Source organism: Candidatus Methanodesulfokora washburnensis (assembly GCF_003947435.1).
Classification (GTDB): Archaea; Korarchaeota; Korarchaeia; order Korarchaeales; family Korarchaeaceae; genus Methanodesulfokora; species Methanodesulfokora washburnensis.
In genome coordinates this window covers 34,651-61,338 of sequence record NZ_RCOS01000066.1, presented here as the reverse complement: position 1 = coordinate 61,338, position 26,688 = coordinate 34,651, and the positions used below count along the sequence as shown (strand labels likewise).

Sequence of the window (26,688 nt, the reverse complement as noted above, 5' to 3'; positions counted from 1 at the left end):
ATCCCAACAGTGGAAAGCAATTTGGCATACCATGGCTTGGAAAACTTAGCATGGAAAGAGTAGCGAGAGTTCCCGTAATAGGAGATCCCTCGGAGATAGTAAAACTGCTGAAGGGCTGATCGCTGATTTTTAGCTGATTAGCTCTAAGATCCTAATCAGGCTTTTTGTATTTTTTATATTTGCTTTTTCCCTTGATTTAGCATTCAGCCAGTTATCCTGACCATACTGTTATTGTACGGCTCTTAATCAGCCCTATGCCCATTCCCACTAGAAAACTCTAAAACTAGATCTCAGATTTTATGTCAGATAATCAACCAGCCCTAGATTTTCTCCTAAACTCACACTTTTGAGAAAAACGGGCCCGGCGGGACTCGAACCCGCGACCTACGGCTTAGAAGGCCGTCGCTCTATCCTTGCTGAGCTACGGGCCCTACGTAGCTCAACTTTATATCGACCCTCCTCTACTGCTTAAGGATATAATGGCGAGGAGGATCAAGAGAAGGAAAAGCTTAGCGCTATTTAAATATTGACTCAATAGTTTCAACGAGGACAGAGGATATACGCTGTAAAAAGGTCCTGAGGATCTTAAAGGAGGTGACAGGAAAGGAGACAAAGAGGCGATAACGGATATTGCAATGCACACACAGATAACTTTCTTCCTGAGTATGAGTCAGATCCTCCTCTATGTCGCTCTAGAGCAGAGGTTTTTGTTTAATTGCTTTCAGGGTAAGAAGATCAAATTTAATCCTGAGAATTTCCTCAAGAAAATCTCATAGCTCGAAGAAATCTAAACAAATGGGCTTATAGAACGAGGATATTGCCTGCTCTGCTCATTTATTTCATAGCTAAATACCTTAGTAAAATGTAAATAGAAAAGTTTTTATTTTTCAATCCCCTTTTTCGAGGTGCATGGAAATGTCCAGCAGGAAGGTATTCCTGCTCGTTTTCATGATCCTTATTCTTTCTACCTACCTCTACCCAGTTGCGGCGGGGTACATAAAAGTAGCTATAGTAAGTCTTAATTCACCATCCTCAGCAGGGACTGGTGATACTGTATCAGTCAGATTATCCATATCATACAGCTTCCCAACGCCATCTTATATAGAAGTCTCTATACGGGATTCCGCAGGAAACAAAGTTTGGTACAACTCTGATTATCAAAGGCAGAGATCTGGACAGGGAACTCTCTCCTACACTGTTGCATTCAAAGTACCAAGCCAGCCGGGAACCTACGGGTATAAAGTCACAGTTAGCTACTGGGATGGAAATCAATGGGTGAAAGCCGACGAGAAATACTTCTACATCCAAGTTCAGCAAGTTTCATCACCTTCAGGATCAGTAGAAATAAAAATAGATAAATTTGGCGTTATATTTAATAATTTAGGTTCAAGTACTCAGGTACGTATTCTATTTACTTTAATAAATAAAGACTCATTTACACGGCATGTATATGTATGTATAAAAGGGAGCTCAATATATAGCGGAGGAGATAGGTGCCTTTCAACAAAGGAATTTGTTCTAGGACCTAAAGAATCAAAAAAAGCCACCATGGAGGCTTATATTATCAACCAGCCCACTTCAATGATGGGTTCGGTCATTATCGAGGTAAGGGATTATTATAGCAAATTATTACTTTCGATGGACTCAATAACTGTGCCTTTAGGATGCATACGCTTACCATCCAATGTACCATCCAATGTAGCTTTAGGGATACTATCCTCCCCAGAAAAGGCCTTAACGCCGATTGTTATAACGGATTCCTCTGGATGTATAGTAGGAGTTCAGCGTGCTTATAAAATACGGTTAATTATAGATAGTTCAAATCAGCTTAAGTATGATGAGTTGAAAGTATCATTTTACAAGCCATTTGGAGAGAAACTTCTAATTTGTACAATTGATGCAATTAATCCTATTCCTTCAGACCAGTATAGTGCTACTAAGAAATTAATAGAATATATATTAAAGAAATATGCTCCTAATTTACTTCCAGCTATGAAGGCTGTAAGTGCACTTGAATACCTACATTGCATCACTGCTCCGGATAATGTTCTTCCGGTAAAATCACAAGCTCAAGATATCCTACTTTCTGGAAGTGGTGAACTTTACTTACTTGCATATAAGAGTATTGGAAATGATAAAAGAATAGTAGGAGTTAGCCAGAAAGTAAAAATAGAAGTATCGGATGATATGCCAGTAAAGAATGTAGTTCTTTCTTTGCACCCTGCTCTTACGGTGCTTGTGCCTTCAACCATCACAGTGTCAAATGGACAGGAAATAAATCTTATAGTAAAAATTTATAATAATTTACCATATTCAAATAGAATCTATCTCCCATCAATAAGTTATCCAAGAGATGCTTTAAGTATCTCTCTTAAATATCCTGAAAATATTGAAACTGGATTTGTTATATTCTCTGGAAAATCCTTAGATATTAAGTACATTTTAAAACCTCTTAAGAAGGGAACTTATTATATAAGAATTTCTACATCTGGCGAGGGACTAATGGGTGAGGAGAAAGTGGTGAAAGTGATCTCATCCTAGATCTCAGAAAATGGATTAAGGGTGTACACGTAGGAGCGCGATTTTAGCTCATTTTTAAGATAAAAATCCTTACTCTTCTTTTTGACATTGGCTAGTGTCTAACATTAGAGAAATAATGTTCAGATACAATTGTATCTTGAAAAAGAAAAATTTAAATATTCTATTAAAACCTTCACTATTAGTACTAACGTACTCATTTTAATATAAATTCAATAATGAAATTAGATTGAGCTACAGGCCCCTATAGTATATAGGTTGAAATTTAACTTTATGCTTGATAAAGCTAAGCCTTAAAGTGAGCAAGAATTTTTAAAATGAAACAGAATATCCAGTAGGTGTGCTGATGAGATGGACCTTCCTGTTCTTGCTCGCTCTTCTTCTGCTTCCAATTAACATCTCACTATCTTCTCCTGCCAAATATTATGCAAGAGGAATAACTCTGGATAATGGCGGAATGATAGTGATAGGAGGGGGATACTCCATAAAAGTTGAGATAAAGGGTCAATACCAGAAATATGCAACGTTTACTGTGTACTGCCCATCAGGAGGACCCACAAGCTTCGACCTGAGAGAGGAGGGAGATAGGGAGTCTGTATACGGAGGCTGTTCTATATGGGGAATGCCAGGAAGCGAGTTATTTACCATAAGTCTCATCAGTAAAACAGAAAGCAGTGTCACATTCAACATAGAAGATTCGGTCTTCAACCCTGCAGAAGTCCTTGATGTTCAATCTACTTTCTCAAATATCACTAGGTATGAGGGAGCACAGGTCTTCAACTTACCGTTCAGCATTGTAAACATAGGAGATAAGCCTGTATACAATGCAACACTGCAGATAAACTGGATGAAGGTGAACGGAAGCGGTGATATATCAATTTTACAGGTGTCTCCGCCGAAGAACATAACAAAACCCCTTTATTACTCCATATCCCTTGACCCAAAGGCAAAACAGGACTTCACACTTACGACAAAAGTTGATCCTGGAGGGAAGTACTACGCAACTTACATGGTTGGATTATCTCTTTCATATAAATCAGCTTTCTCATATAATAAAACTGCAAGCACAGCTGACAAGATAGTATACGATTTCAAGAACACCACAGTTTCGGTATCAAAGACCTTCTTCATAATAGTGGGTGAAAAATACAAGGGAAGGGCTGGAAATCCGGAGCTTTGGATAATAATGAAGAACCCGCTGTCTGTAAGCCTTCTTGTCAACCCAGGTGATGTTCTTACATTCAGGTTTTACTTGAAGAACAACGGAGGAGATTCAGCATTCAACACCTCTGTCTATGTGAAGGTCCAGCCTCAGACATCAAAAGGTCCCTTCATAACGATAACCCAGCCTCTGACAATAGCTGGGAAGAAGTTTCCTGTAAACCTTCCTGAGATACCTAAAGGAGCTATGACTCAGGATATAGAGTTCACGATGAGCATACCCCAGGGAACTGAGGGGATGACCTTCATGCTCCAGATAGCCGTGAATTACATGGACATAAGGGAAAACCTTTACAGTGTGAGCAAGAACTTCACAATAGATGTAAAGAAGCCTGGAATTGCCTCATTGGTGCTGAGAAAAACAGTTGGAGCAACTGAGATAGGCGTGGATCAGGAGCTGGATGTGATGATATCGATTGTGAACAACGGAACTGCACCAGCTCTCTCCGTATCAGTGTCAGACAGCTATCCCAATGAGTTCTTCGATCTTGTCAGCGGGAAGACAACTGGTACATTCCCAAAGATAAACCCTGGAGAAACAGCTACGCTGAGCTACAAGCTCAGGGCCAAAAGCGTTGGAACTGCCACATTCGGCCCTGCTAAGGCCACATATACGGATCAATCAGGGCTTACCAAGGCGTCTACATCTCAGCAGGAGCCCATAATAGTGTACATAGTCAAGCCTGAGGTGAGCATAACCGTGAGGGAGGTGCCTCCACCAGCTACTGTTGTCAACTCAATGTTCCCGTTCTCCATAGTCATATCAAACAAGGGAACCGGAAAAGCTCAGGATTTCAGGCTGAACATGACCCTATCTGCATCTTTACAGCTTGTGACAGCTCCCAAGATAGATACAGCTGTAAATGCGCAGTGCTCCCCTCCATACTATGAGCCAGCTGGAAATGTCTCAAAGGTAAGGCTTATCTGCTCCTCCATAGATCCCGATGGAAATGTGGAGGTTAAGATGCTTCTGAAGCCTGTATCAGCTGGAAATACATCCATAAATATCGATAAAGCAATGTACATGCGTTATGGCTCCCCTTACAACTTGGACACAAGAGGCCTTAGCTATCATATTCTAGTCATAACCCCAATAGAGATGAGGCTGTTCTCAGCAACTCTTCTAGCCTTATGGGTTGTGCTAGTTGCCTTGTTCGTCATAGCTGCTACAAAGGGACTTCCGTTCAGAATAAAGACTGGAAGAAGGCTTGGAGCTTGAAACTAATGCTGTTTTATAAAATATTATTTCTTAAAATTTTGATGGAACTCTGAAAGACCTTAATTTACAGCTATCCTTCACCTGAGCACTAAACTCAGAAGTAGGTCGTAGGTATCCCTGCTCTCCTCAGCATTTCCCTGAAATCCTCCAGAGGAAGGCCTGAGAGCTTCTGCGCGATCCTGAGATCTCCTTTCTCAATATAGTAGATTAATGCGGCTCTTATCCTAGGAGATTGTGAGTTTATAAAATCCCAATTTGCCCTTCTTTTTCTTATCTCTCTAGCTTCCTCTTCATATTCTCTGAGCTCCTCGACCGTCCTCTCCACATGTAAACATAATAAGTGGTTTAAGAAAAACCTGCTGTTGGGTATAGAGATATAAGTTTAAATATTGAATGTGTTCAATTCTTATATTAGAAGTTAGTGATTATGATTCTTGATATCTTGAAATTCATCAGTCCTCTTTTGCTCATTCAGCTCTCTATTCTGCACCAGACCGGAAATTTGGCACTCTCCACGGCTAAAGCTCTGGGCTTTCTGGGCACCTTTTTCTGTAAAGCTCATTCAAGGGAGCTCTAATGCTACTTACGACCTAAACAATTCCGAATTCAATAACTAATAATAAGTCTTTATAAAATTGTTGTCCGCAGCAAAGTTTTAAAAACCCCTCTGCTTTTGAGGAGTAGGTGATGTGATGGGCTTGGAGTACATATATGCTGCCCTTCTGCTGCACGAGCTCGGTAAACCTCTGGAGGAGAATGCCCTTTCAAGCGTGATAAAAGCTGCTGGAATAGAGCCAGATATGGCTAGGGTGAAGCAGGTTGTTGAGACCTTGAGCAAGGTTGACATAGACAAGATACTAGCGCAGGCACAGGCAGCTCCGGTAATGGCTCCTCCTGTAGCTGAGAAGAAGGAGGTAAAGGAGGAGAAGAAAGAGGAAAAGAAGAAGGAGGAGAAGAAAGAGGAAGAAGAAGTGGCTCTGGAGGGACTTGCCGGTCTCTTCGGCTAAGTTTTTATTATTCTTCTTTACAAGAGGATCACGATGGATCTAAGCGAAGCTCTAAAACTGGAGTTCTTCAAGGAGCATGGCTATATCAGAAAGAAATGCCCCATATGCAATGAACACTTTTGGACGAGCGATCCAGACAGGATAACATGCGGAGAAGCTCCATGCGAGCCCTACTCCTTCATTGGGAAAAGAAGAAAGGAGAAGAATATTGATGAAGTGAGGGAGGACTTTCTCTCCTTCATGGAAAAGAAGGGGCACACCAGAGTGAACAGATATCCAGTTATAGCCAGATGGAGGGATGATCTCTTCCTAACATCAGCATCTATAGTTGATTTTCAGCCTTTTGTCACGGCAGGTATAGTTCCGCCTCCTGCAAATCCCCTTGTCATATCTCAGCCATGCATAAGGATGAAGGACATAGACAAGGTAGGCCTCACAATGGGGAGGCATTTGACCATATTCGAGATGATGGCACATCATGCGTTCAACAGACCGGGAAAGATGGTGTACTGGAAGGAGGAGACCCTAAGCCTATTCCATGAGTATGCAAGAGAGGTCCTTGGCCTTAATGAGGATGAGATAACATATAAGGAGGGAGTGTGGATAGGAGGGGGCAATGCGGGCCCGGATGTAGAGCCTATAGCAGGAGGGCTTGAAATAGCAACTTTGGTGTTCATGGAGTACTGGACGAAGGACTCACAGCTAATTCCGATGGACACAAAAGTTGTGGACACAGGCTATGGTCTTGAGAGGATAACTTGGTTCCTTAGTGGGAGGGCAACTGCATTTGATGCTGTGTATGGAGAGCTGCTGGACAAGTTTCTGAAAGTGCTTAACGTTGAGAGGCCTGATGAAAAGCTTCTGGAATCCTACTCAAGGGTTTCATCCCTTATGACCAAGATAGAGGCTGGAAACAGGTTCAGCGAGCTGAGAAAGGAAGCAGCCAAAAAAATGGGAGTTGATTCGGAGTATCTCAACTCGGCCCTTAGCCCATTGGAAAAGGCGTTTTCAGTCCTTGATCACACGAAATCCATAGCATTTATGCTATCAGATGGGCTTGTACCATCGAATGTGGATGAGGGCTATCTAGGAAGGCTTCTTATAAGAAGGGCATTGAGGATTGCAAGATCCCTGAACCCGGATGTAAACCTATCCGATCTTGTCGTAATGCAGCTACATCACTGGTCGAGATCATTCCCGGAGCTTCTTGAGGCTGAGGACAAGATAGCTGAGATCGTTGATATAGAGCAGAAGAGGTATGAGGAGACCGTTAAAAGAGGGAGAGATCTGATAAGAAGGGAGGCGAGGAAGAGGAAAGTGGATGAGGAATTTCTTGTGGAGATGTATGATTCTCATGGGATAATGCCTGAAGTAGCAGCTGAAGTGCTCAAGGAGGAGGGAATAGAAATCAGGATACCCGATAACTTCTATGAACTTGTAGCATCTAGGCATGAAGCTCCGAGGGAGAGACAGCAGGAGGTCAGGGAGGTGAAGGGTATAGATGAGTTCGCGGAGACCGAACTCCTCTTCTACAAGGATCCCTACATGCTTGAATTTGAGGCAGATGTTCTTGGAGCAATAGGGGATGCTGTCATATTGAACAGGACTGCATTTTACCCTGAGGGAGGAGGGCAGCCATCGGACACAGGAGTTTTCATATTCAACGGGGAGGAGATAAGGGTAAAGCATGTGGAGAAAGTGAGGGGAAGGGTTCTTCACCATGTGGATAAGCCAATAAGCAGGGGACATGTGAAGGGCAGGGTAGATGCTGAGAGAAGGAGATCCCTGATGAGGCATCACACAGCAACTCACATAATACTCGGAGCTGCAAGATCTGTGCTGGGGAAGCATGTCTGGCAGACAGGAGCCCAGAAAGATGTGGAGGAAAGCAGGCTTGACATAACCCACTACAAGCAGATAGAGCCGGAGGAGCTAAAGGAGATAGAAATGCTCGCAAACAGGATAGTGATGGAGAACAGGGAGGTAAAGCAGTTCTTCATGCCGAGGGATGAGGCTGAGAAGAAGTACGGCTTTGTCCTCTATCAGGGAGGTGTTGTGCCCGATCCAGTGCTTAGAATAGTTGAGGTTGACGGATTCAATGTGCAGGCATGTGCTGGGACTCATGTAACGAGAACTGGAGAGATCGGACTTATAAAGATATGGAGGAGTAGGAGGATACAGGATGGGGTTGTGAGACTTGAGTTCAGCGCAGGGATGCCTGCTGTTAAGAGAACACTGGATGGATATGAGAAGCTCAGGGGAATAGCGGAGAAGCTGGGCACTGGAATTGATGAAGTCGAAGAGGCTTTCAACTCCCTTCTAGCTAACAACAGGTCTCTTTTCAAGGAGCTCAGGGAGGAGAGAAGGAAGAGGCTTGAGCTTCTGCTGGAGAAGGAGATAGAAAGTTCTTTGGCCATAAACAATGTGAGATTTGTATCGCTTAGAACTGATTTGAGCGATAGATCGATAATAACAGAGGTTATGGATAAATTTACTAAGGAGAATGGAGATCTTGCCATCCTGTTGGTTGAGGACAAGAACCTCTACTTCATGGTTGGAAGCTCAACCAATGTAAGTGCAAGCGGTGTGCTGAAAAATGCTGTATCAAAAGTTGGAGGAAGGGCAGGAGGATCAGATGCCTTCGCAACAGGGTCGACATCAGCCTCTTACGATGAGATCAAAAGTGCAGTGCTTGAGGAGCTGAGGAAAGCAGCAAAGTGATTTATATAGATTTTACATGCTCTCATGTGGATCTCAAAGAGGCATCCAGATATCTGCTGATGCTTGCATCAATGGGCTTCTCCAGGGATCAATCTCTCAGAATTGTATCTGAGAAGTTCTCCCTGAGGAAGGAGGATATCCTCCTGCTGAAAAGGGTGATAAGGTGGCCTGATGAATCCCTGAGGAATGCTTTGAAGAAAATCCCTCCCTTCTTAGCTGGAGGAAGGTCAATCTCAGTTGATGGCCTTAATGTATTGGTGACAGTTGAGGAAATACTATCCGGAAAACCGGTTTATCTCTCAACAGATGGCTTTATAAGGGATGCTAGGGCTGCATACTCATCTTACAGGCCTGGAAATATGACGAATGAGGCCATAAGAGAGGTAATAAGGGAGCTTGTAGAAATAGGAGCTGGATACGTGGAGATAATTTTCGATAGCCCTCATCCAGGAAGCGGAAAGCTTGCTTCGATGGTCAGGGATATAATGTCCGAGATGGGAGTTGATTGGTCATGCAGAGCTGAGAAAGATGCTGACTCAGCTGTGGCAAGAGGAGAGATATCAGCTAGCAGTGATGTATCTGTGATAGAAAAAGCTAAAGCTGTGCTTGATATACCTGAGCTTATCGCTAGGAAGAGAAATGCTGAGATAATAGTGATATGGTGATTGGATGAATCTACCGAGGACTGTGAGCTGGGTTGATGGAAAGCTTGTTCTTGTCGATCAGAGGAGGCTTCCGGATGAGCTTGCGTTCATAGAGTGCGATAGCGTTGAGTCCGTAGCTGATGCAATAAAATCAATGGCTGTGAGAGGAGCTCCTGCCATAGGAGTTGCGGCTGCATTTGGCCTTGCGATAGCAGCCAAATCCGGGAAAATAGAGGAGGTTAGAAAAGCAGCTGATATCCTGAAAAGCACAAGGCCGACAGCAATAAACCTATTCTGGGCAATAGAGAGGGTTATGAGAGCAGTCGAGTCCTCTGATGACATAGCAAGAGCAGCTGAGGAGGAGGCCATCAGGATAATGGAGGAGGATATCGAGACAAACAGGAGAATAGGGGAGATAGGCTCATCCCTGATAGAGGATGGAATGAGGATAATGACTATATGCAATGCGGGCTCCTTGGCCACAGTTTATTACGGAACTGCTCTGGCTCCTGTGTATGTTGCATGGGAGAAAGGGAAAAAATTGGAGGTTATAGCTCTTGAGACAAGGCCTGTCCTTCAAGGTGCTAGGATAACTGCTTTTGAGCTGATTCATGCGGGCATTCCAGTTAAGCTCATAGTGGATGGAGCTGCTGGTTATGTGATGAAAAATATAGGTGTTGATCTGGTTCTAGTCGGGGCTGACAGAATACTTTCTGATGGGACTGTTTACAACAAGATAGGGACATACAACCTAGCTGTTCTGGCAAAAAGGCATAAAGTACCTTTTTACTCAGTTGCACCAACTTCCACATTCGATTTGAGGAGCAGAAGGGAGGATGTGAGGATAGAGCAGAGGCCTGCTGATGAGGTGACAAAAATAAGGGGGATAAAAATAGCACCCGAGGGAGTTGATGTGATAAATCCTGCCTTTGACGAGACTCCTCCTGACCTGCTTACTGGGATAATAACAGAAAAAGGGATAATAAGAAGGCCCTTCAGGAGATCTATAAAAAAGATATTGGGGCATTGATGCGAAGCTTCATGAAAATCCGGGTTTTCTCACATTCAGCACATCCTTGTTCACAAGAGTTGGCGGAATCTCCCCTCTTTTGAAGGCCAGCAGGTTCTCTGCAACTATCTCAGCCATTTTCGACCTTGTCTCATGAGTTGCGCTTGCTATGTGAGGAGCAAGAACTACGTTTTCAAGCTCCAGAAGGGGATCGTCCATTGATATAGGCTCTTGTTCAAACACATCCAGAGCTGCACCAGCTATCCAACCCTCCTTAAGGGCTTTGTAAAGGGCTTTCTGATCCACAACTTTCCCTCTTGATGTGTTTATCAGAAATGCTGTTTTCTTCATCATCCTCAGCTGTTTCTCCCCTATCAAGTGGTAGGTCTCAGGCGTCAGAGGAGTGTGAATTGTCACGAAATCGGATTCCCTCAGCAGGGTCTCGAGATCCACATATTTTATCCCCAGCTCTCTCTCCAGATCCTCCCTTCTGATCACATCATAGTACAAAATCTTCATATCGAATCCCTTTGCTCTCCTAGCTACAGCACATCCTATCCTCCCAAGCCCGACTATCCCCAAGGTTCTTCCATGGACATCCTCTCCCAGCATCATCAGAGGATGCCACGCAACTTTCCACTTTCCGTTTCTAACATACTTATCGGCTTCCACAACCCTCCTTGCCACAGCTAGCATCAGAGCAAATGCAAAATCAGCTGTCGTCTCCGTTAAGACTTCAGGTGTGTTGGTCACATAAATTCCCCTCTTTGTAGCAGCCTTAAGGTCTATGTTGTCAAATCCAACAGCATATTGAGCTATTATCCTGAGATTTGGGGCCGAGTTTATAACCTCCTCATCTATCGGATCTGTTAAAAGGGAGACAAGAGCCTGCTTGTCCTTTATCCTTCTTATTATCTCCTCCTTGCTTGGAGGAGCTTCATCAGGCCAGAGATCTACATCGAAATTCTCTCTTATTATATCAAGTCCTCTTTTCGGTATCTCTCTTGTCATGAAAAGGCTTGGCTTCATCTAATCCCCCTAAAAATCAGTCAAAAAAAGAATAAAAATATTATCTAAAGACGAATCCTGTCTTTGTGTACCACAAATACAGATCCAGCTCTGCTAGCGTTATCTCAAGCCTGTTGGCAACTTCTCTGAGCTTTTCCTCTATCTCAAGATACCTCCTTCTGGTAAGGCTTCTCACATGATCGATAAGACCATATTCTACGGAAACTCTTATTATATGTCTGTCAACTATTGCTAAATTTTTTCTTCCAGTGTTTCTCAGGAAATGGCTGCTCTCCTTCATTCCAAAGCCCTTTACCCTGCTGACTAGATAATCCCTAGCCTTGAAGTCATTCAAATCTGGAACAACGCTTCTTATCTCATCTATTATTTCCCTCGCATTAACAATATAAGCAGATCTGTTGGGAAATCTGTAGCCTTCTCTGATAAGCATATCTCTGATGTCCTCTTTAGATCCTCTGAACAGCAAATTTGAGGAGAAAAGCAATTCAGCTATTCTGTATGCTGTTACTGCGCTGTAATTTGCTGCTAAAAGACAGAAGGTCATCTCCTTCATCCATATATCTGATCCCATCCTTCCTATCTCCTCAAACTCCCTCAATCTGCTCTCTACAGTTCTTCTCAGCTCTGAATCATTCCTCAATGATCTGATCATCTCTGCTAGAGCGTTCTCCGAACTGGGCCGCATAATTTATATCCCACCTCTCCTAAGTTTATTAGGGTTACCCATGTCTGATGATGAGGAACTTGAAGAAGAGGAGGAAGAGGAGGAGGTAGTTGAGGAGACCAGCATAGATCAGCTGGAGGAGCTGGAAGGAGTCGGCCCAGCTACAGCAAAAAGGCTGGTTGAAGCTGGTTACACAACTCTGGAATCCCTTGTTCTGGCTACCAGCTCTGAGCTTGCGGCAGCAACAGGAATAACTGAGGCTGCAGCAAAGAAGATAATAGCTGCAGCTAGAAAGAAGTTGAATGTTGAGGTGATGTCGGCTTACGATTACTATGTTCAAAGGAGATCTGTTAAGAGGATAACTACTGGATCAAAGGGGCTTGATGACCTTCTAGGCGGAGGAATAGAGACTCAGGCGATAACAGAGATATATGGTCCATATGGATCAGGCAAGACGCAGCTCTGCCATCAGCTCTCGGTCACAGTTCAACTTCCAGAGGACAAGGGTGGTCTTGGAAAAACGGCTCTCTTCATAGACACAGAAGGCACTTTCAGGCCTGAGAGGATAGTACAGATAGCTGAGAGATTCGGCCTTGATCCTGAGACAGCCCTGAAGAACATAATGTATGCAAGAGCATTCACAAGCGATCATCAGATGATAGTGACAGAGAAAGCAGAGCCTTTCATAAAGGAGAGAAACGTCGGCTTGATAGTTGTTGATTCCCTGATAAGCCACTTTAGAGGAGAGTATGTTGGAAGGGAATCATTGGCAGCAAGGCAGCAGAGGCTAAACAAGTATCTGCACAAGCTGTTGAAGCTTGCATTAGGCTACAATGCAGCTGTTCTGGTGACAAATCAGGTAGTGGCTGATCCAAGCGTTTTCTTTGGTGATCCAAATAAGCCAGCAGGAGGGCATATACTGGGACATGGAGTGACAGCTAGGCTCTACATAAGGAGATCAAAGAAGGGACTGAGACAGATAACCCTTGTTAAGAGCCCCTACTTGCCAGAGGATTCCGTTGAGGTGAAGATAACAGAGCATGGGATAGAGGACGCTTAACCTTCTTCATACTCCTTCTTCTTAATATCATATTCCTCCCTGCTCATTATAACTCTTGCAGGTACCCCTGCTACCACTTTCCCGGGCTCAACATCCCTAGTTACTACGGCACCCGCAGCCACGACAGAGTTTCTCCCTATTTTAACCCCTGATATCAGCGTTGAATTTGCCCCTATCACTGCATTATCCTCTATTTCCACGCCAAGCAGCCTTTTGCTGGCTGGATATCTGTCGTTTGTTATCACAACGAAGGGACCCAGGAACACTCCATCCCCAACCACAGTTCCCGGAGGCAGATAATTGCCAGTCTGAATGCTTACATTTTTTCCAACTTTCACATTTCCATCGAGAACGCTGTGAGATCCCACAACGCTTCCATCCCCAATGATGCAGTTCTCCCTTATCATCACATTATGCCCTGTTTGAACACCTCTTCCAAGAACAGCTCCCTCATATATCACGCTGCTGCTTCTGATCACGCAACTTTCGCCTATTCTGCTTCCCTCGCTGATTTCATCATATGATTCCAAGCTAATTTTTCCCTCTGCTATGAGATTCTTCACCTTCCTGTAGCTGGGATACCCTATTATGACCCCCACTCCTATCAGGCTTCCCTTCCCTATAACGGAGGATCCGAGTATTATGGAGTCTCCCTCCAGCATGCCCCCCATAGAAGACTTTTTAGATATGTACAGCATGTGGAAGCATGTGGAAAGGACAATAAAAGTCTATGTGCAGGGGGAGCTTTTAGAGCTTCCTTGGAACACCACTGTGAGAGATATTCATGATATGACAGACCACAACAGGGAGAGCTATATTGCCTTGGTGAATGGAAAACCAGCGCCGGAGGACAGGTACTTGGAGGAAGGGGATGTTGTGATGTTCACAAGGATCACATATCACTTCAGCCCTGTGGGAGGAAGAGGATGAGAAGGTGCGATAGGTGCGGGAGAGAAGCTATTATATACATAAGAAATAAGAGAGAGGCTCTGTGCGAAAGCTGCTTATTCTTATCTATCAGAAGAAGGGCATATAGTGTCCTTAGGAGAGATCTTTCGGATGGAGATTTTGCTGTAGTGGCTTTATCCGGAGGGAAGGACAGTTCCTTATCACTTATTCTCACTAAGGAATTTGTTGAGAGAGAGGGGATTGATGTAAGGGTTGCGGCATTGACTGTTGATGAGGGGACAAGCTATAGGAGGGCATCAATAGAGATGGCAATGAAGCTGACATCACAGCTTGGAGTGGAGCACAGAATAGTAAGAATGAAGGAATTTCATGGCTTCTCAATAGAGGAGATAAGGGAGAAGAAGCTTCCGAATGAAAGGAGAACTGCATGCACGTACTGTGGTGTGCTCAGGAGGCAGATGATAAACACAATTGCAAGGGAATGGGGGGCAACTAAAGTGGTGACAGGTCATAATCTGGATGATCTAGTCCAGACATTTGTCATGAACTTGACTAGAGGGGATGTTAGTGCTCTCTCCAGATTTTTGAGCAGGGAGCCTCCATCAAGCTCCTTGGTTCAGAGGGTAAGGCCGCTTATGTATGTGTACGAAAAGGAAGTAGCTGCATATTGCATAGCTGCGGGAATTCCTGCGCATGTTGGGAAGTGCCCCCTAACTCAGGGGATGAGAATAGGGATCAGGAGAGCTCTAGATAACATGGAGTTGAGAAATCCTGGATTCAAATTAAATTTACTAAAATCAGCTGAAAAAATGATATCAGCCTCAAGAGCAAGGTTGTCTGAGGGAATTGAGCTGAGAAAATGTGAGATATGCGGGGAGCCAACAACCGAAAGGGTTTGCAAGGCATGTCAGCTTAAAGCAGAGATAATGAAAGTAATTGAAAGATAGTACAAAATAATAATTTACCTGTTTAATAACCTCCTCAAGCTCACTGCTCGAGGGACTCGAATGGGGTGGACAAAGCTCATAGAATATGAGAGGCCGAAGGCTCCAGTGAAAATAGCGGTTGCCGGGTTCCCTGGAGTTGCAAATGTCGGCGGACAGGTTCAGGCATACTTAGTGAATGAGCTAAAGGGGAAGCTTATAGCCAGAATATTCTCAGAACACCTTCTTCTCCCGGGAAATGTCGCAGGAATAACAATAGATGAGAGAGGAGGATTCAATCTGCCATCAGTGGACTTCTACTTGGCATCAACAAGGCCGATAGTTTTGGTTTACAGCCAAGTTCAGCCGCTTCCTTGGGGACAAATGGAGGTAGCGGAGGAGATAGTCAGATACCTTAAGGATCTTGGAGTAGAGACAGTTTTTGTGATCACGGGATTTGTGAATAAAGATGATGCCGGAAAGGTAATAATATTTGGGAACGATAGCTCCATGATAGAGGAGTTTTACAAGCACGGGGCCTTGCAGAACAGGCAGATAAAAACGATAATAGGGCTGGCAGGTGCATTCTTGGGAGCGCTGAAGAAAAACGACAGCATGAAGTATATCTCAATAACAGGGATTGCAGAGGATATATCATATGATCCCAAGGCTTCCAGAGCTGTTCTATCTATGATGGATAGTGTGATGAAGCTTAATCTGAACTTCGAGCATTTAGACAAGAAAATAGCTGAGATAGAGGAGATAAGAAGGAGATTGATAGAGGAGCTCGAGGAGCAGGTTTCGGAGGAATCTGAGGAGCAATCTCCTGAATATGTGGGGTGATAACATTCCTCTTGATAGGTTGAAGGAGAAGATGACGAGGGAAAACCTCTGGATATATATACTCTCTCTTTTAAGAGAGGGACCAAAATATCCATATGAGTTGGACTCCTTAATAGAGAAGAGATTTGGATGGAGACCTGCGAAAGTGACATCTTACATAGTGCTTAGATCTCTTCGATCCAAGGGACTTGTCAAGATGACGAAGAGAAGGGGTGAATCCGGGAGAATGAGAGATTACTTCGAGATAACAGATGCTGGCAAGGAGATGCTTGAAAAGGGACTTGAGTTTATAAAACAGACTTATGAAAAGCTCTCAGGGAAGAGCATATGCTGATCTGGCTCGATGCTCTCACGCCAAAGCAGGCAAGATTGATGGCTGAAATAGCAGATCAATTGAGAAAAAGAGGAGAGGAGCTCCTAGTAACATGTAGAAGGTATGCGGAGACAGAGCAGATGCTGGAGATGAGGGATCTGAGCTATATATCTGTGGGAGGCTATGGGGAGAACAAGCTGGATAAGCTAGTTCAGTATGCAGAAAGAATGATGGGGCTGATAGACATAGTTAAGGAGAGAAAACCAGATATTCTCATATCTTTTTCCTCTCCAGAGGCAACAAGAGTTGCATTTGGGCTGAAAATAAGGGCAGTTACGATAAATGATACTCCTCATGCTTTTCATGTATGCAGGCTCACTTTCCCGCTCTCTTGGAGGATAATACACCCTGTGGCTGTGCCGGAGGAATTATACCTGAGAAACTGGGCATGCAAAGAATCGCTTATCAGCTATAATGGTGTTGATGAAGTTGCATGGATGAGAAAGGCCATACCTAGAAAGGAAGAGGTGGAAAAACTTGGTTTAGACGGAGATTTTGTTATAATAAGGCCGGAGGAATCCAAGGCCTCATACTTAAAAGATGAGGCAGGTATATCAGTGATAATAGATATCGCTATTGAGATGGGCTATAAGGTTGTCTTAATGCCCAGATATGAGGACCAAAGAGATTACTACAGCAGGAGGTATGGAAGCTCCATAATAATACCATCCTCTCCTCCTGATGCCTCCTCCCTTTACTTCTTCTCGAGCCTTGTTGTCACTGGAGGAGGTACCATGTCGAGGGAGGCTGCTCTTGTAGGAACACCATCTATTTCAATATTTCCATTAAATGTACCTTTGTATGTGAACGATTTCCTCTCAAAGATGGGCTTTCCACTATGGAGGTTCTCCTCAGGGAAAGAGGCAGCTCCTCTAGCAAAGGAGATACTGTCATCCCCGAAAAGATACAGGAGAAATGTAAGGGATCTAGTGGAACAACTCGAGAGCCCTGTGGAGGCTGTTGAGAAGGTGATACAATGCCAGGTTTGATGATAGTTGGAAATAAGGAACCAAAAGGGATAGATCTCAGCGGATACGAGCTTTATAAGAATCCTAAGAGCCTAAAGGAGCTTTTGGAAACCTTGAGAAAGGTGGAAGTTGTCGTCATAACGGATCCAAAAGAAGCAGATGCATCACTTATAGCTTTTTTGTCCGTAATATTGGGAAAGAAGGTAATATCGACTGAGAAAGCAGATGGAATATTGGGCGAGCTTATCAGCAGCTCTAGAGCTTAACTTTTGTGAATTAAGTGGAAGACATCGGAGAGCATCGATATAGGATCGTTCACATCGCATATATCTGGGTGATATGGAATCGGGATTTTTCTGATGTCCTGAACTCTGAGTCCCATCTCTATTGCGAGAGTTAAGAACATCAATCTCCCCCTTACCTCCCTCTTTCCGAATATCTGGGCTCCCAGAAGTCTGCCATCCTCTCCTACAACTGCCCAGAGGACCACCCTGTCCCTCTCCTTGTTGTACTTTGGCAGATCGGATGCCATTATTCTCATGGTCTCATGTCTTATTCCAAGTCTCTCTGCTTGAGATGAGGTAAGGCCAACTCCTCCGAACTGATAATCCCCCAAGGTCACTATGAATGGGCTTAGAGCTCCCTTGTAAACCTCATTTCCGCCTACAGCATTGCATCCAGCCACCTTTCCCTGTACAAGTGCTGTTGATGCAAGGCCTGTTGTTGTGGGAAGCCCTGTTATCAGATCCCTCACCTCTGCTACATCTCCTGCTGCGAATATGCCCTTTACACTCGTCTCCATTCTCTCATTGACCTTCACTCCCCCTGTCTCCCCAACCTCTATTCCAGATTTTCTCGCTAAATCCGAGTTTGGCTTAGCTCCTGTGACCACTATCACGCTGTCCACATCTATCCTCTCACCAACATCAATTCCTTCCACTCTATCCTTTCCCAATATCTCCCTCAGTGGGGATTTCACTCTAACTTCTACTCCCATTTCAGTCAGCTTTTTTGCCACGAGTGAAGATATTGGAGGATCCACTTTTCCAGGCATAAGCTGCTCCATCATCTCAAATAGGTAGACCTTCCTTCCTGTTTTCGAAAGCTCTGCTGATACCTCTATTCCAGTCGCGCTTCCTCCTACAACCGCTACTTTGTCCCCTATCTTCAAGTTTTTTACTGATTCTATGTCCCATACAGTCCCAACTCCCTCTAAATCCATTCCCTTTACGGGTGGAAATGTTGGTTTCAGCCCCATGGCAAGCACAAGGCTATCATATTCTATCTCATTATATGTGCCGTTTTTCTCATATTTCACGATCCTCCTCTCTTTATCTATCTCCTTCGCCTCAGCTCCTGTTATCACCTCCACTCCGGGCCATGGCTTCCTCTCATAGAGCTCATCCAAGCTGAACTTTCCGCTCAGCACCATCGGAAGGGAGCAGGGATGGTATATTGGATATGAGTGTCTCTCTATTACAATTACCTCAGCATTTTCATCGAACTTCTTCGCAAAAGAAGCAGCAGTCTGACCGGCAGTCCCATATCCGATTACCACTACTCTCATTTTTCATCCTAGGGATGCTTATTGAAAAAGCTAAAAACTTGACTGGAAAATAGAAAGGCTAAAATAGGTTACATGAGACATGAGCTGGTGGATGTATGTCATTTCTCAAGCTTGTTGAACTGAAGAAAGTCGACTTAAAAGATCCGGTGTTGATACATGGAGTCCCAGGAGTGGGTCTAGTGAGCAAAATAGCTGTATCCCATCTGATAAACCAGCTTAAGGCGGAGCTGATAGCAGAGATATATGGGGATCTCATACCTCTACCTGATGGAAATGCGGGGATAAGTGTGGATGGATCTCAGCTAGAGATCCCCTCATACAGGATATATCATGCCAGATCCAGCACTGGAAGATCCCTTCTCTTGGTGACCTCAGAGGCTCAGCCAATACCTTGGGGACAGTACCAAGTGATAAACCTCCTCTTGGATTATGCTGAGAAGCTCGGAACCAAGCTTGTTGTCTCCCTAGGAGGATATGTGACGGATGAGGGACTCGGAGTTTATGGAGCAGCTTATCCAGAGGAGATGCTTGATGAGATGGGGATATATGGTGTAAAAAGACTGACAGGAGGATATGTAACAGGAGCAGCTGGAGTCGTAGTAGGCTTGGCTAAAGTGAGGGGAATGAGAAGTATATGCCTGTTAGGAACAACTCCCGGATCCCTCCCTGATCCCAAGGCAGCGATGATGGTTCTCAGCGTGTTGGAGCAGTGGCTTGGTGTGAAAACAGATATGTCAGAGCTTGTGGAAATGGATGAAGTGATAAGAGAGAGCACCAAGCCGAAGGAGGTTAAGACGCAGGAAGTTGAGGGGAAGAAGGAGGAAGGTGTTCCATATCATACATAACTTCTCCTCAGCTTAACTTTCTTCGTTCCTCTCCCCTCTCCTTTTCTCACCTCGATTGTGAGAACATTGTTCTTGTAGTTTATGCTTGCAGTCTCCGGATCCACCCTACATGGAAGTCTAATCTCCCTTCTCTCATTTCCCCCTTCAACTCTGATCTTCTCTGCCTGCACCTCTACAAGCACTTCTTCCTCCTTGACCTCAGCCACTAGCACTATTCTATCACCATAATCCATTATATCATAATTTCCTTCATCGACCTCTTTTATCTCTTCCCTGCTTCCAAAGTACCTTATCTCCGGTTTTCCATCCGGTCCAAGCCCATAATAGTACCCATATACGAAGGGTCCCTCTTCATTTTCGATTTCTCTTATCCCCTCGTCCTCAAGCATTTTCCTCATATCCCTCTCAAGTTGCATGAATATCTTCATTATTTCCTTGAACCAAGAGTCGACTGGATCCTCATCATCTCCCATACTTACGCCCTTCCTGTAGCTTATCATGCAAGAAGTATATAAGCTATATTTTATTATTGAGCAATTTCTGCTATAGAATTTCCGGATCTGTCCCTTCTAACCCTTATTATCTGATCTGCAACAGTCTCAAAATCCTTCAAATGGGTCACAACAATGAGCTGCATCCTTCCTCCTAACTGTGGCAGCCTATCCACTATTTCCATCAAGTTCTCCCTTCTTATATCATCTAGATGAACAGTGGGCTCATCCATTATGAGAAAGTCCATTTTTCCAGCCTTTGCCAATGCAATTCCAAGCCTAAGAGATATAGCTGCAGCTATCTTCTCTCCTCCACTTAAATTTTCAATGGAGAACCTCTCATTCCCTCTTATCAAGTTTATTCCGTAGTCTTCAGTGAGCTCCAGCTTCTCGTATGGGAGACTGAAGTCTCTAAATATCCTGTTGGAGTAGTGCTCTATAGCTGCTTTTCCCCTCTCTCTCAATATTCTCTGGATTCCATCCTTGCTGAAAGCGTTTCTAACCTCATGCAAGGCATCTAAAAATCTTCTTATTCTCTCAAGGACTTTTTCCTTTCTCTCCAGATCAGATATCTCGGCTTCAAGTGATCTAACTCTTTCCTCTCTTATTCTCATCTCTCCTTCCAGCTGTGAAATCTCCCTAGCCGTCTTCTCCTTCTCTCTGCTTAGGTTCTCCAGCTCCCTCTTTAGCTCAGAATAGGTATCTTCACTGAACCCTATATCCTCAATCTCCTTTCTAAGCTCAATTATCCGCTTATCAAGTTCTTCTATCTCAAGATTTACCTCATTCAGCCTTCTTCTGAGCTCATCTAGATCTCTTATAAGTTTGTCCGCTTCTTCCTTTCTTCTTTTAGCTTTCTCCAGTTCTTGCTCAAGTCCTTTCTCTATTGTGCTTATTCCTGCTATTCCTCTTATCTCTTCAGCTATTTTCTCAGCTTCATTGTTTAAGACTTCAAGATTCTTCCTGTAGGAGTCAAGCTTTTCTCTTCTCATTTCTTTTTCTCTGGAAAGTTCCTCTACAGTCTTTCCATGTTTACTTAATTCACCAATGCTTCTGTTGAGCTCGTTAATTCTCCTTTTGAGCTCATCAAATCTTTTCTCTTTCTCAGACTTCTCACGAAGTTTCAGCTCCAGATTTTTTATCTTCTCCCTTCTCATCTCCACCTCACTTATCTTTTCCTCAAGGCTTCTATTCATGAAATCGATGTCCTTCTCCAGCCTTGTCATATCATCGGCTTTCTTCTTTATTCTCTCTAACTCTTCCCTTTTGTTTGTAATCTCCTTCTCAATCTCCTCTATCTTCACTATAAGCTCATCTATCTCACTTCTTTTCTCCGAAATTACCTCCTTTATCCTCTCATCAGAAAGCTCAGTTGAGCAAACTGGACATCTTCTCTCCCCTCTCTCCAGAATCTCTATCATCTCCTCAAGACCGGATACTTCCTTATTCTTGCTCTTTTTCTCAGCTTCAAGCGATGATATCAAGTTGTTTAGCTCATCTACCTTTGCTATAGCCTCGAGCAGTACTTTCTTCAGAGCGAAGATATCCTCAACGCCTATCGACTTTAATATTCCATCTATACTGTTTTTGAGGGAATTTACCTCATTTTCAGCCTTAATTAAACTATTTCTTTCTGATTTAAGCTCTCCTTCCAATCTTTCCATGCTCTTTAACTCTCCTTCAGCCTCAAGAAGCTCTTTCTCAATCCTGCTTCTCTCCTCCTCTAGCTCTGGTATTTTCTTCATTGCTGTCTCTATCTCCTCAATCTCCTTCTCCAATCTCATGATATCGTTGTTTATGTACTGTATTTCCCCTATTAACTGCCAGTACTTGAGATACGGTTCATAAACCCTAGCTTTTCTCTCGAGCTCACTTATGCTCTCTTGGCCCAGAACTCCCCTGAGATCCTCATTCTTAGATGCAATGCTTCTGTTTATCTCCTCTCTTTTCACCTCCTTTTCAGCTTTCTCCTTCTTTTTCTCCTCCAGCTGAGCGTTTAATTTATGGTAAAGATCTCTTCTCTTTTCTTCTTCCTCTATTCTCCTCTTTATTTCCTCTATCTTAATGGAAAGCTCTTTTTCTCCCTTCTCTAACTCTTTTTTCTTCTCCTTCTTCTTAATTAGATCCTCTCTTGCCCTTTCAAGTTCTTCTCTCAGGCTTCCTACTCTCTTTATCTCTCCTTCAAGCTCCGACTCTCTTTGTCTTATATCTGATATCACATCCCTTAGATCCTCATATATCTCCTCCAGATCCTCCGTTCCCAGAATTCTTCCGACTATTTTCTTCCTCTCAGCAGGCTTTGCGTTCAGCAGAGAGGCAATTTCCCCCTGTCTTATGTATATTGTGTTCTCAAAAACATCAGATCTGAGACCGAGCTCCTCCAAGCTCTTGTTCACATCCTGGCTTCCATGCTGAATAAGCCTCCACATATCACCCTGCTTAACCTCCAGCTTCGACTCAGGTTTTCCCTCCCTTCTAGTCCTAGTTATCCTGTACTGCTTCCCATCTATCTCGATGACCAAGCTGACTGCCATCTCCCTTGAGCCCCTCCTCATTAGCTCCTCCTGATTTCTGTAGCTCATTGGGAAAAGAGCGTAGTTTATGGCCTCAAGAATGGAGCTCTTTCCGGCCCCGTTCTCCCCTACTATGGCCACAACTCCATCTGAGAAATCAAGTTTAGTGTTTACATGGGATCTGAAGTTCCTAAGATCGACCGATATTAACCTCATCCAACCACCTCTCGAGTTTTCTCATGACAAAGTTTTTCAGATCCTCCCCTCTTTTCCCCTCCCTGAAAGCCCTGTAGATCTCAATACCCAGCTCTCTTTCAAGCTCTCTCTCCTTGAACCATTCCCTGAGCATCTCCTCTATGTCAAGCGAGCTTGCTCCTTCCAACTCCACTCTCTCCATCTCCTCTGAGGTTATATCAAGGAAGATCCTGAGGTATCTTCCCTCAAGCTCGTCCAATAGATCCTTATGGGCTTTGTTAACTTCATCCACCAGATCCTCCCTTGTCTTAGCTCTTATTCTCATCATTGGAGGGATTTTCTCGGATAAAGCTATCCTTCTCACCTCATTCATGAGTTCTTCTATTCCCATTATGCTGGATATGCTCTTCTTCAGTATGTAGTAAGGTCTCACTCTCTCAAGCCTTATGAAATTCCTCTCCTCTTTTTCTGTATCTATAAGGAAAAATCCTTTTCCAAGAACCCTGCTCTCCTCTACCTCTCTCTCCTCTATGTTCTCGGTAGATCCTGGATATGCATAGATCTTCCTGCCATCGCTATGCTCCCTTCTGTTGTGATAATGCCCTAGGGCAAAGTAGTCAAAGGGTAATCGCTCTATGTCCGCTTTATGAATCTCGGTCTTGTATTCCGAGAGAAAAGGGGATATCCCTTGGTGAAGCACCGCTATTTTGAATCCATTGTCATCTTTAACGCTTTTTGCTATATCCTCGATTAAGGATATCAGCTGTTTTCTCATGGATGCTGGATGATACGGCAACCCGCATATGATCACATCATCAAATCTGATAAATGGTCTCTTTCTTCCAAGATAAACGAATTTCTCACCAAATATCCTCTCCAGAAGAGGGAATGGGGAATCCTTTCCTCCCTCAGGACTCGGACCTAGATCATGATTTCCCTGAACTGCGATGAAGTTAGCTCCTGATTCAACTATCCTCATTATTCCATTGACAGCCCTGAGGAGGGTCCAAGGAGCCGGTCTGTAGCTGTCAAATATATCCCCTGAGTGCACCACTATATCAGGCTTCACTTCAACTATCTTCTCCACAGCCTCATCAAATGCGTTGTACAGATCCTGTTCCCTCTCTAAAATGCCATACTGTCTTTTTCCTAGGTGAGTATCCGCAATGTGAACTATTCTCATCTTATCATCTCCCAGTACTGGTTTTCACTGTCTTCAGAAGAAATCTTCCACACATCGGTCGCCCTTATGCTAGCTCCTCCCCTCTTCCCCTCAAACTTATCGAACTTCACTATAGCGGGTATCTTCACCATGGGACCGACTAAAATAGCCTCTCCCACATTTAAGGATGGCAGGTACTCAAGCATCTCCTCGCTCATGAATTCAGTAGCCCTCACTACATAGCTCTGATCTTCTGGCTCAACTATCCTCAAGATTATCTTATTCACCATCTGGGATAGGACATCCTGATCCAGCTTCTTCGGCCTCTGGCTGACAAGTATAAGGCCTACGCCAAATTTTCTCCCCTCTCTTGCAATTCTTGATGCAGCCTCCCTTGTATACGTGGTTCTATCGTTTGGTATGAGGATATGTGCCTCCTCTAGTACAGTTAAAACTGGAATGTGGTGTTTTCCATGTATTATCCTCCTCTTCGCTCTTGATAGTATTGTGGAGAGGGCATGTCCCACTATCACATCCGATATATCGGTGTCAACCGACCCCAGCTTCACCACTACAAGAGTGCCTCCTCTAATTCTATCGGCTATCTCCCCCTCATTTGGCTTTATTATGTTTCCATAGTTCTCCTTCAGATTCTCTATCCTAGCAAGAAGGCTGTAAATGCTGTTCCTGTCCTTCTTCTCTATCTCTATATCGTTATCGATGAGCTGAACTCTGGGCTTATCCTGCTTTGTTGCTTCGATCATCTTTTTAACCACAAGCTCAAGGCACTCAAGGAAATCAGCACTTCCCTTCGGACTTCCTCCAGCCTCCTTGATCAGCTCATTTATCCTGTCCCTGTCATAAGCTTGATTGATCAGATTCCAAGCTCTCCTCAGATATATATACTGCTTCGCAGCTTTTTCATAGCTGATACCAAGAAGTCTAGCTAGTTCCTTCAAGCTAAGCTTGTTCACATCTAAAAATGGATCTATCTCCACTACAGGACATCCGTTTCCCAAGTCTATTCCAGCATATTCTGAATGCATGTCAAAGAGGACAACAGGACCTCCTCTTTCCACAACTTCCTTTATTATAACAGCAATGGAGTTGGATTTCCCAGCTCCAGTAACTGCAAGTACAGCTAAATGCCTTGAGACAACTTCATTTATATCAATTCTCACCTCAACATCCTCCCTTGTGAGAAGATGGCCGAGCTTAACTTGGCCTGCGTCGCTGAAAATTCTCCTGAGAACGTCCGATGGAGCTCTTCCAACAGCTCCTCCTGTAGGAGGAGGAGATCTGGGCATCATGAGCTCAACTCCGTTCTCGGTATTTGTGACCATGCCGAGAAGCTTTACTGTTGCCCTAGCCCAGTTGCTCGGCTTCCCTCCAATCATCCTGACTATCTTCTCCACTTCTTCTGCAAACCTTAATGATCTATCCGATAGCTCTATAGAGCCTCTCTCCACATGCGTTATCATGCCAAGTATGCTCCTATTTCCATCGAACTCAAGCATAACATAATCTCCAACTTGAGGTATGTGATCCCTGCTTGCCACAAACTCCACTTCAGTTGGAGTTGTGACCTCGGCTATCATCCCTATTACATCATTCATTGAGCATCTCCCTCCCACCGTGAAGATATCCTCTTATAAGCTCCCTTATCCCCTTAATATCCTTGTCTCCTATTCTAGCCAGCATGTGGCTCATGAGAAGAGGATAAGGATATCCCCTCACTGAAATCCCTCTGAGATCTTCCATAATATCCCTTAAAAAGCTCTCATCTCTGGCTCCAAGGATCTCAACTCTCAGGGGATTTGATCCTCTTTCCAATCTCATGTATGAAACTGTTATAGTATATGGACTATTCCATATGGTTTCAAAATAAGGTGAGGCTCTGAGCTCCTGATACTCGGGCCTTGTGTATCCTTCCTCCCTAGTTCTCATGTCTATTATGGTCATATCAGGCATCTTAGTCCTGAAAACCTCTCTCCCAGATGATCTCTTTGAGATAGCTACTAGTGTTGCGCCAGCCGAGCTCGATAGATCCAGCAGTCTTCTCATTGTCATTAAGTTCTCAACTCTCTCCATAAGGGAGAGAAGGAGGGAATCATATCTTCCTCTCTCAGAGCCAACCTCCAGATATCTATCAACTATCTCCTCCACAATTTTCTCCCTCATCTTCCTGCTCTCGGGATCTCCCGTAAACACTCTTTCTTTTTCTACCTCACTGCCGAGCTCATCTCTAAGCCTCTCCACTACATCAAGTATGAACTCAGCGGGGAGAAAATCAAATTTTGTGCCCTCACTTTTCCTCCTAGAAAGGAATCCCACAAACCTAGATGACTCCTCCAGAATAGAGTAAAGCGATCCGTCCATCAGAAGGAGCTTTGATCCCCTCTTAAGATTTCTCATGAGATGTTTCATCTCAAGAGAGCTTCTCATGGCGGATATCCTCTCATCAAGCTTGAACCTCTCAAGCCAGCCCATCTGGTAAATCCTCTCTTTCTGAATTCCATCATTGCTCAGGGTTGATGTGGCAGCTGATATAGCAAAAACAACATCTCCGGGTCCAAGGGGGAAGGAGTTGCTTCCACCATCGCATCCTGTTATCCTGTTGTACTTCTCTATTATCTCCTCAGAGCTTCTGATGCTCGGATGGCATCTCACCCATTTTTCCTCAATGGGAACCCTGCTTTCCGTGTCTATAAACCTCAGGATAATATCTCTGACTCTCAATGCCTCCTCCATTATGTCCTGAAACATAAGAAATTCTGATCTTGACAC

Annotated in this window: 24 protein-coding genes and 1 tRNA gene; 14 read left to right on the top strand and 11 right to left on the bottom strand. The window is 44.0% G+C overall.

The genetic code is table 11. The features are described 5' to 3' along the window. Positions 1 to 356: 356 nt before the first annotated feature. Positions 357 to 431 (bottom strand) — tRNA-Arg (locus D6D85_RS05200). Positions 432 to 915: 484 nt separating this feature from the next. Between D6D85_RS05200 and D6D85_RS05195 the strand changes: the two genes are divergently transcribed. After that, positions 916 to 2,541, top strand: a complete 1,626-nt coding sequence (locus D6D85_RS05195) for a hypothetical protein (protein WP_125671011.1) — start codon at positions 916 to 918, stop codon at positions 2,539 to 2,541. A 343-nt stretch (positions 2,542 to 2,884) separates the two neighbouring features. After that, positions 2,885 to 4,978 carry a COG1361 S-layer family protein gene (locus D6D85_RS05190; protein WP_125671010.1) on the top strand — a complete coding sequence of 698 codons (2,094 nt, stop codon included), beginning with the start codon at positions 2,885 to 2,887 and terminating at the stop codon, positions 4,976 to 4,978. A 94-nt stretch (positions 4,979 to 5,072) separates the two neighbouring features. Here D6D85_RS05190 and D6D85_RS05185 read toward each other — a convergent pair whose 3' ends face one another. Then, positions 5,073 to 5,303 (bottom strand): hypothetical protein, encoded by a 231-nt coding sequence (locus D6D85_RS05185; protein WP_125671009.1) that lies wholly within the window; start codon positions 5,301 to 5,303, stop codon positions 5,073 to 5,075. Positions 5,304 to 5,676: 373 nt separating this feature from the next. On the opposite strand from D6D85_RS05185, the gene rpl12p reads away from it, so the two are divergent. The 4 genes from rpl12p to mtnA are packed head-to-tail and all read left to right on the top strand — an operon-like array spanning position 5,677 to position 10,380. After that, positions 5,677 to 5,985, top strand: coding sequence for a 50S ribosomal protein P1 (rpl12p, locus tag D6D85_RS05180; RefSeq protein WP_125671014.1), 309 nt, complete (start codon positions 5,677 to 5,679; stop codon positions 5,983 to 5,985). 33 nt (positions 5,986 to 6,018) lie between these two features. Continuing rightward, entirely contained in the window at positions 6,019 to 8,706 is a 2,688-nt protein-coding gene (gene alaS, locus D6D85_RS05175) for an alanine--tRNA ligase (protein WP_125671008.1), read from the top strand. A gap of 26 nt (positions 8,707 to 8,732) precedes the next feature. Continuing rightward, entirely contained in the window at positions 8,733 to 9,371 is a 639-nt protein-coding gene (locus tag D6D85_RS05170) for a DUF5616 domain-containing protein (RefSeq protein ID WP_125671007.1), read from the top strand. 4 nt (positions 9,372 to 9,375) lie between these two features. Next, a complete protein-coding gene (gene mtnA / locus D6D85_RS05165; protein WP_125671006.1) occupies positions 9,376 to 10,380 on the top strand; it encodes an S-methyl-5-thioribose-1-phosphate isomerase in 1,005 nt (334 codons plus the stop codon). A gap of 9 nt (positions 10,381 to 10,389) precedes the next feature. On the opposite strand, the gene gyaR is transcribed toward mtnA, so the two are convergent. Next, the gene (gene gyaR, locus D6D85_RS05160; RefSeq protein WP_125671005.1) at positions 10,390 to 11,388 is read right to left on the bottom strand and encodes a glyoxylate reductase; all 999 of its coding nucleotides are present in this window, start codon (positions 11,386 to 11,388) and stop codon (positions 10,390 to 10,392) included. Between the two features lie 40 nt (positions 11,389 to 11,428). After that, complete coding sequence (locus tag D6D85_RS05155; protein WP_125671004.1) at positions 11,429 to 12,073, bottom strand: N-glycosylase/DNA lyase; 645 nt, start codon at positions 12,071 to 12,073, stop codon at positions 11,429 to 11,431. Positions 12,074 to 12,113: 40 nt separating this feature from the next. Between D6D85_RS05155 and radA the strand changes: the two genes are divergently transcribed. Beyond that, positions 12,114 to 13,112 (top strand): DNA repair and recombination protein RadA, encoded by a 999-nt coding sequence (gene radA, locus D6D85_RS05150; protein WP_125671003.1) that lies wholly within the window; start codon positions 12,114 to 12,116, stop codon positions 13,110 to 13,112. On the opposite strand, the gene D6D85_RS05145 is transcribed toward radA, so the two are convergent. Beyond that, on the bottom strand, positions 13,109 to 13,810 hold the full coding sequence (locus D6D85_RS05145; protein ID WP_125671002.1) for an acyltransferase: 702 nt from the start codon (positions 13,808 to 13,810) through the stop codon (positions 13,109 to 13,111). The two genes, radA and D6D85_RS05145, sit on opposite strands and share 4 nt — an antisense overlap. Before the next feature lie 10 nt (positions 13,811 to 13,820). On the opposite strand from D6D85_RS05145, the gene D6D85_RS05140 reads away from it, so the two are divergent. From D6D85_RS05140 to D6D85_RS05115, 6 genes are read left to right on the top strand one after another with little or no spacing between them, the layout of a single operon-like run. After that, positions 13,821 to 14,042 carry a TGS domain-containing protein gene (locus D6D85_RS05140; RefSeq protein ID WP_125671001.1) on the top strand — a complete coding sequence of 74 codons (222 nt, stop codon included), beginning with the start codon at positions 13,821 to 13,823 and terminating at the stop codon, positions 14,040 to 14,042. Beyond that, positions 14,039 to 14,968 (top strand): TIGR00269 family protein, encoded by a 930-nt coding sequence (locus D6D85_RS05135; RefSeq protein WP_125671000.1) that lies wholly within the window; start codon positions 14,039 to 14,041, stop codon positions 14,966 to 14,968. Before D6D85_RS05140 ends, D6D85_RS05135 begins: the two co-directional genes overlap by 4 nt. 60 nt (positions 14,969 to 15,028) lie before the next feature. After that, positions 15,029 to 15,787 (top strand): PAC2 family protein, encoded by a 759-nt coding sequence (locus D6D85_RS05130; protein ID WP_125670999.1) that lies wholly within the window; start codon positions 15,029 to 15,031, stop codon positions 15,785 to 15,787. Further along, positions 15,777 to 16,121, top strand: coding sequence for a PadR family transcriptional regulator (locus tag D6D85_RS05125; RefSeq protein WP_237558760.1), 345 nt, complete (start codon positions 15,777 to 15,779; stop codon positions 16,119 to 16,121). The genes D6D85_RS05130 and D6D85_RS05125 overlap by 11 nt, the downstream gene beginning before the upstream one ends. Beyond that, the gene (locus tag D6D85_RS05120; protein WP_125670998.1) at positions 16,115 to 17,149 is read left to right on the top strand and encodes a DUF354 domain-containing protein; all 1,035 of its coding nucleotides are present in this window, start codon (positions 16,115 to 16,117) and stop codon (positions 17,147 to 17,149) included. Before D6D85_RS05125 ends, D6D85_RS05120 begins: the two co-directional genes overlap by 7 nt. After that, a complete protein-coding gene (locus D6D85_RS05115) occupies positions 17,137 to 17,394 on the top strand; it encodes a hypothetical protein (protein WP_125670997.1) in 258 nt (85 codons plus the stop codon). Before D6D85_RS05120 ends, D6D85_RS05115 begins: the two co-directional genes overlap by 13 nt. Here D6D85_RS05115 and D6D85_RS05110 read toward each other — a convergent pair. After that, positions 17,391 to 18,695 carry an FAD-dependent oxidoreductase gene (locus D6D85_RS05110; RefSeq protein WP_125670996.1) on the bottom strand — a complete coding sequence of 435 codons (1,305 nt, stop codon included), beginning with the start codon at positions 18,693 to 18,695 and terminating at the stop codon, positions 17,391 to 17,393. The genes D6D85_RS05115 and D6D85_RS05110 overlap by 4 nt on opposite strands. 95 nt (positions 18,696 to 18,790) lie before the next feature. Between D6D85_RS05110 and D6D85_RS05105 the strand changes: the two genes are divergently transcribed. Further along, positions 18,791 to 19,540: a PAC2 family protein gene (locus D6D85_RS05105; RefSeq protein ID WP_125670995.1), complete on the top strand. Its 750-nt coding sequence runs from the start codon at positions 18,791 to 18,793 to the stop codon at positions 19,538 to 19,540. Here D6D85_RS05105 and D6D85_RS05100 read toward each other — a convergent pair. The 5 genes from D6D85_RS05100 to D6D85_RS05080 are packed head-to-tail and all read right to left on the bottom strand — an operon-like array spanning position 19,531 to position 26,688. Continuing rightward, the gene (locus tag D6D85_RS05100; protein WP_125670994.1) at positions 19,531 to 20,013 is read right to left on the bottom strand and encodes an Hsp20/alpha crystallin family protein; all 483 of its coding nucleotides are present in this window, start codon (positions 20,011 to 20,013) and stop codon (positions 19,531 to 19,533) included. The two genes, D6D85_RS05105 and D6D85_RS05100, sit on opposite strands and share 10 nt — an antisense overlap. 53 nt (positions 20,014 to 20,066) lie before the next feature. Beyond that, a complete protein-coding gene (locus tag D6D85_RS05095; RefSeq protein WP_125670993.1) occupies positions 20,067 to 22,760 on the bottom strand; it encodes an AAA family ATPase in 2,694 nt (897 codons plus the stop codon). Beyond that, on the bottom strand, positions 22,735 to 23,922 hold the full coding sequence (locus tag D6D85_RS05090; protein ID WP_125670992.1) for a metallophosphoesterase family protein: 1,188 nt from the start codon (positions 23,920 to 23,922) through the stop codon (positions 22,735 to 22,737). Before D6D85_RS05090 ends, D6D85_RS05095 begins: the two co-directional genes overlap by 26 nt. Next, the gene (locus tag D6D85_RS05085) at positions 23,919 to 25,517 is read right to left on the bottom strand and encodes a helicase HerA-like domain-containing protein (protein WP_125670991.1); all 1,599 of its coding nucleotides are present in this window, start codon (positions 25,515 to 25,517) and stop codon (positions 23,919 to 23,921) included. Before D6D85_RS05085 ends, D6D85_RS05090 begins: the two co-directional genes overlap by 4 nt. Further along, positions 25,510 to 26,688: a DNA double-strand break repair nuclease NurA gene (locus D6D85_RS05080; protein WP_125670990.1), complete on the bottom strand. Its 1,179-nt coding sequence runs from the start codon at positions 26,686 to 26,688 to the stop codon at positions 25,510 to 25,512. The genes D6D85_RS05085 and D6D85_RS05080 overlap by 8 nt, the downstream gene beginning before the upstream one ends.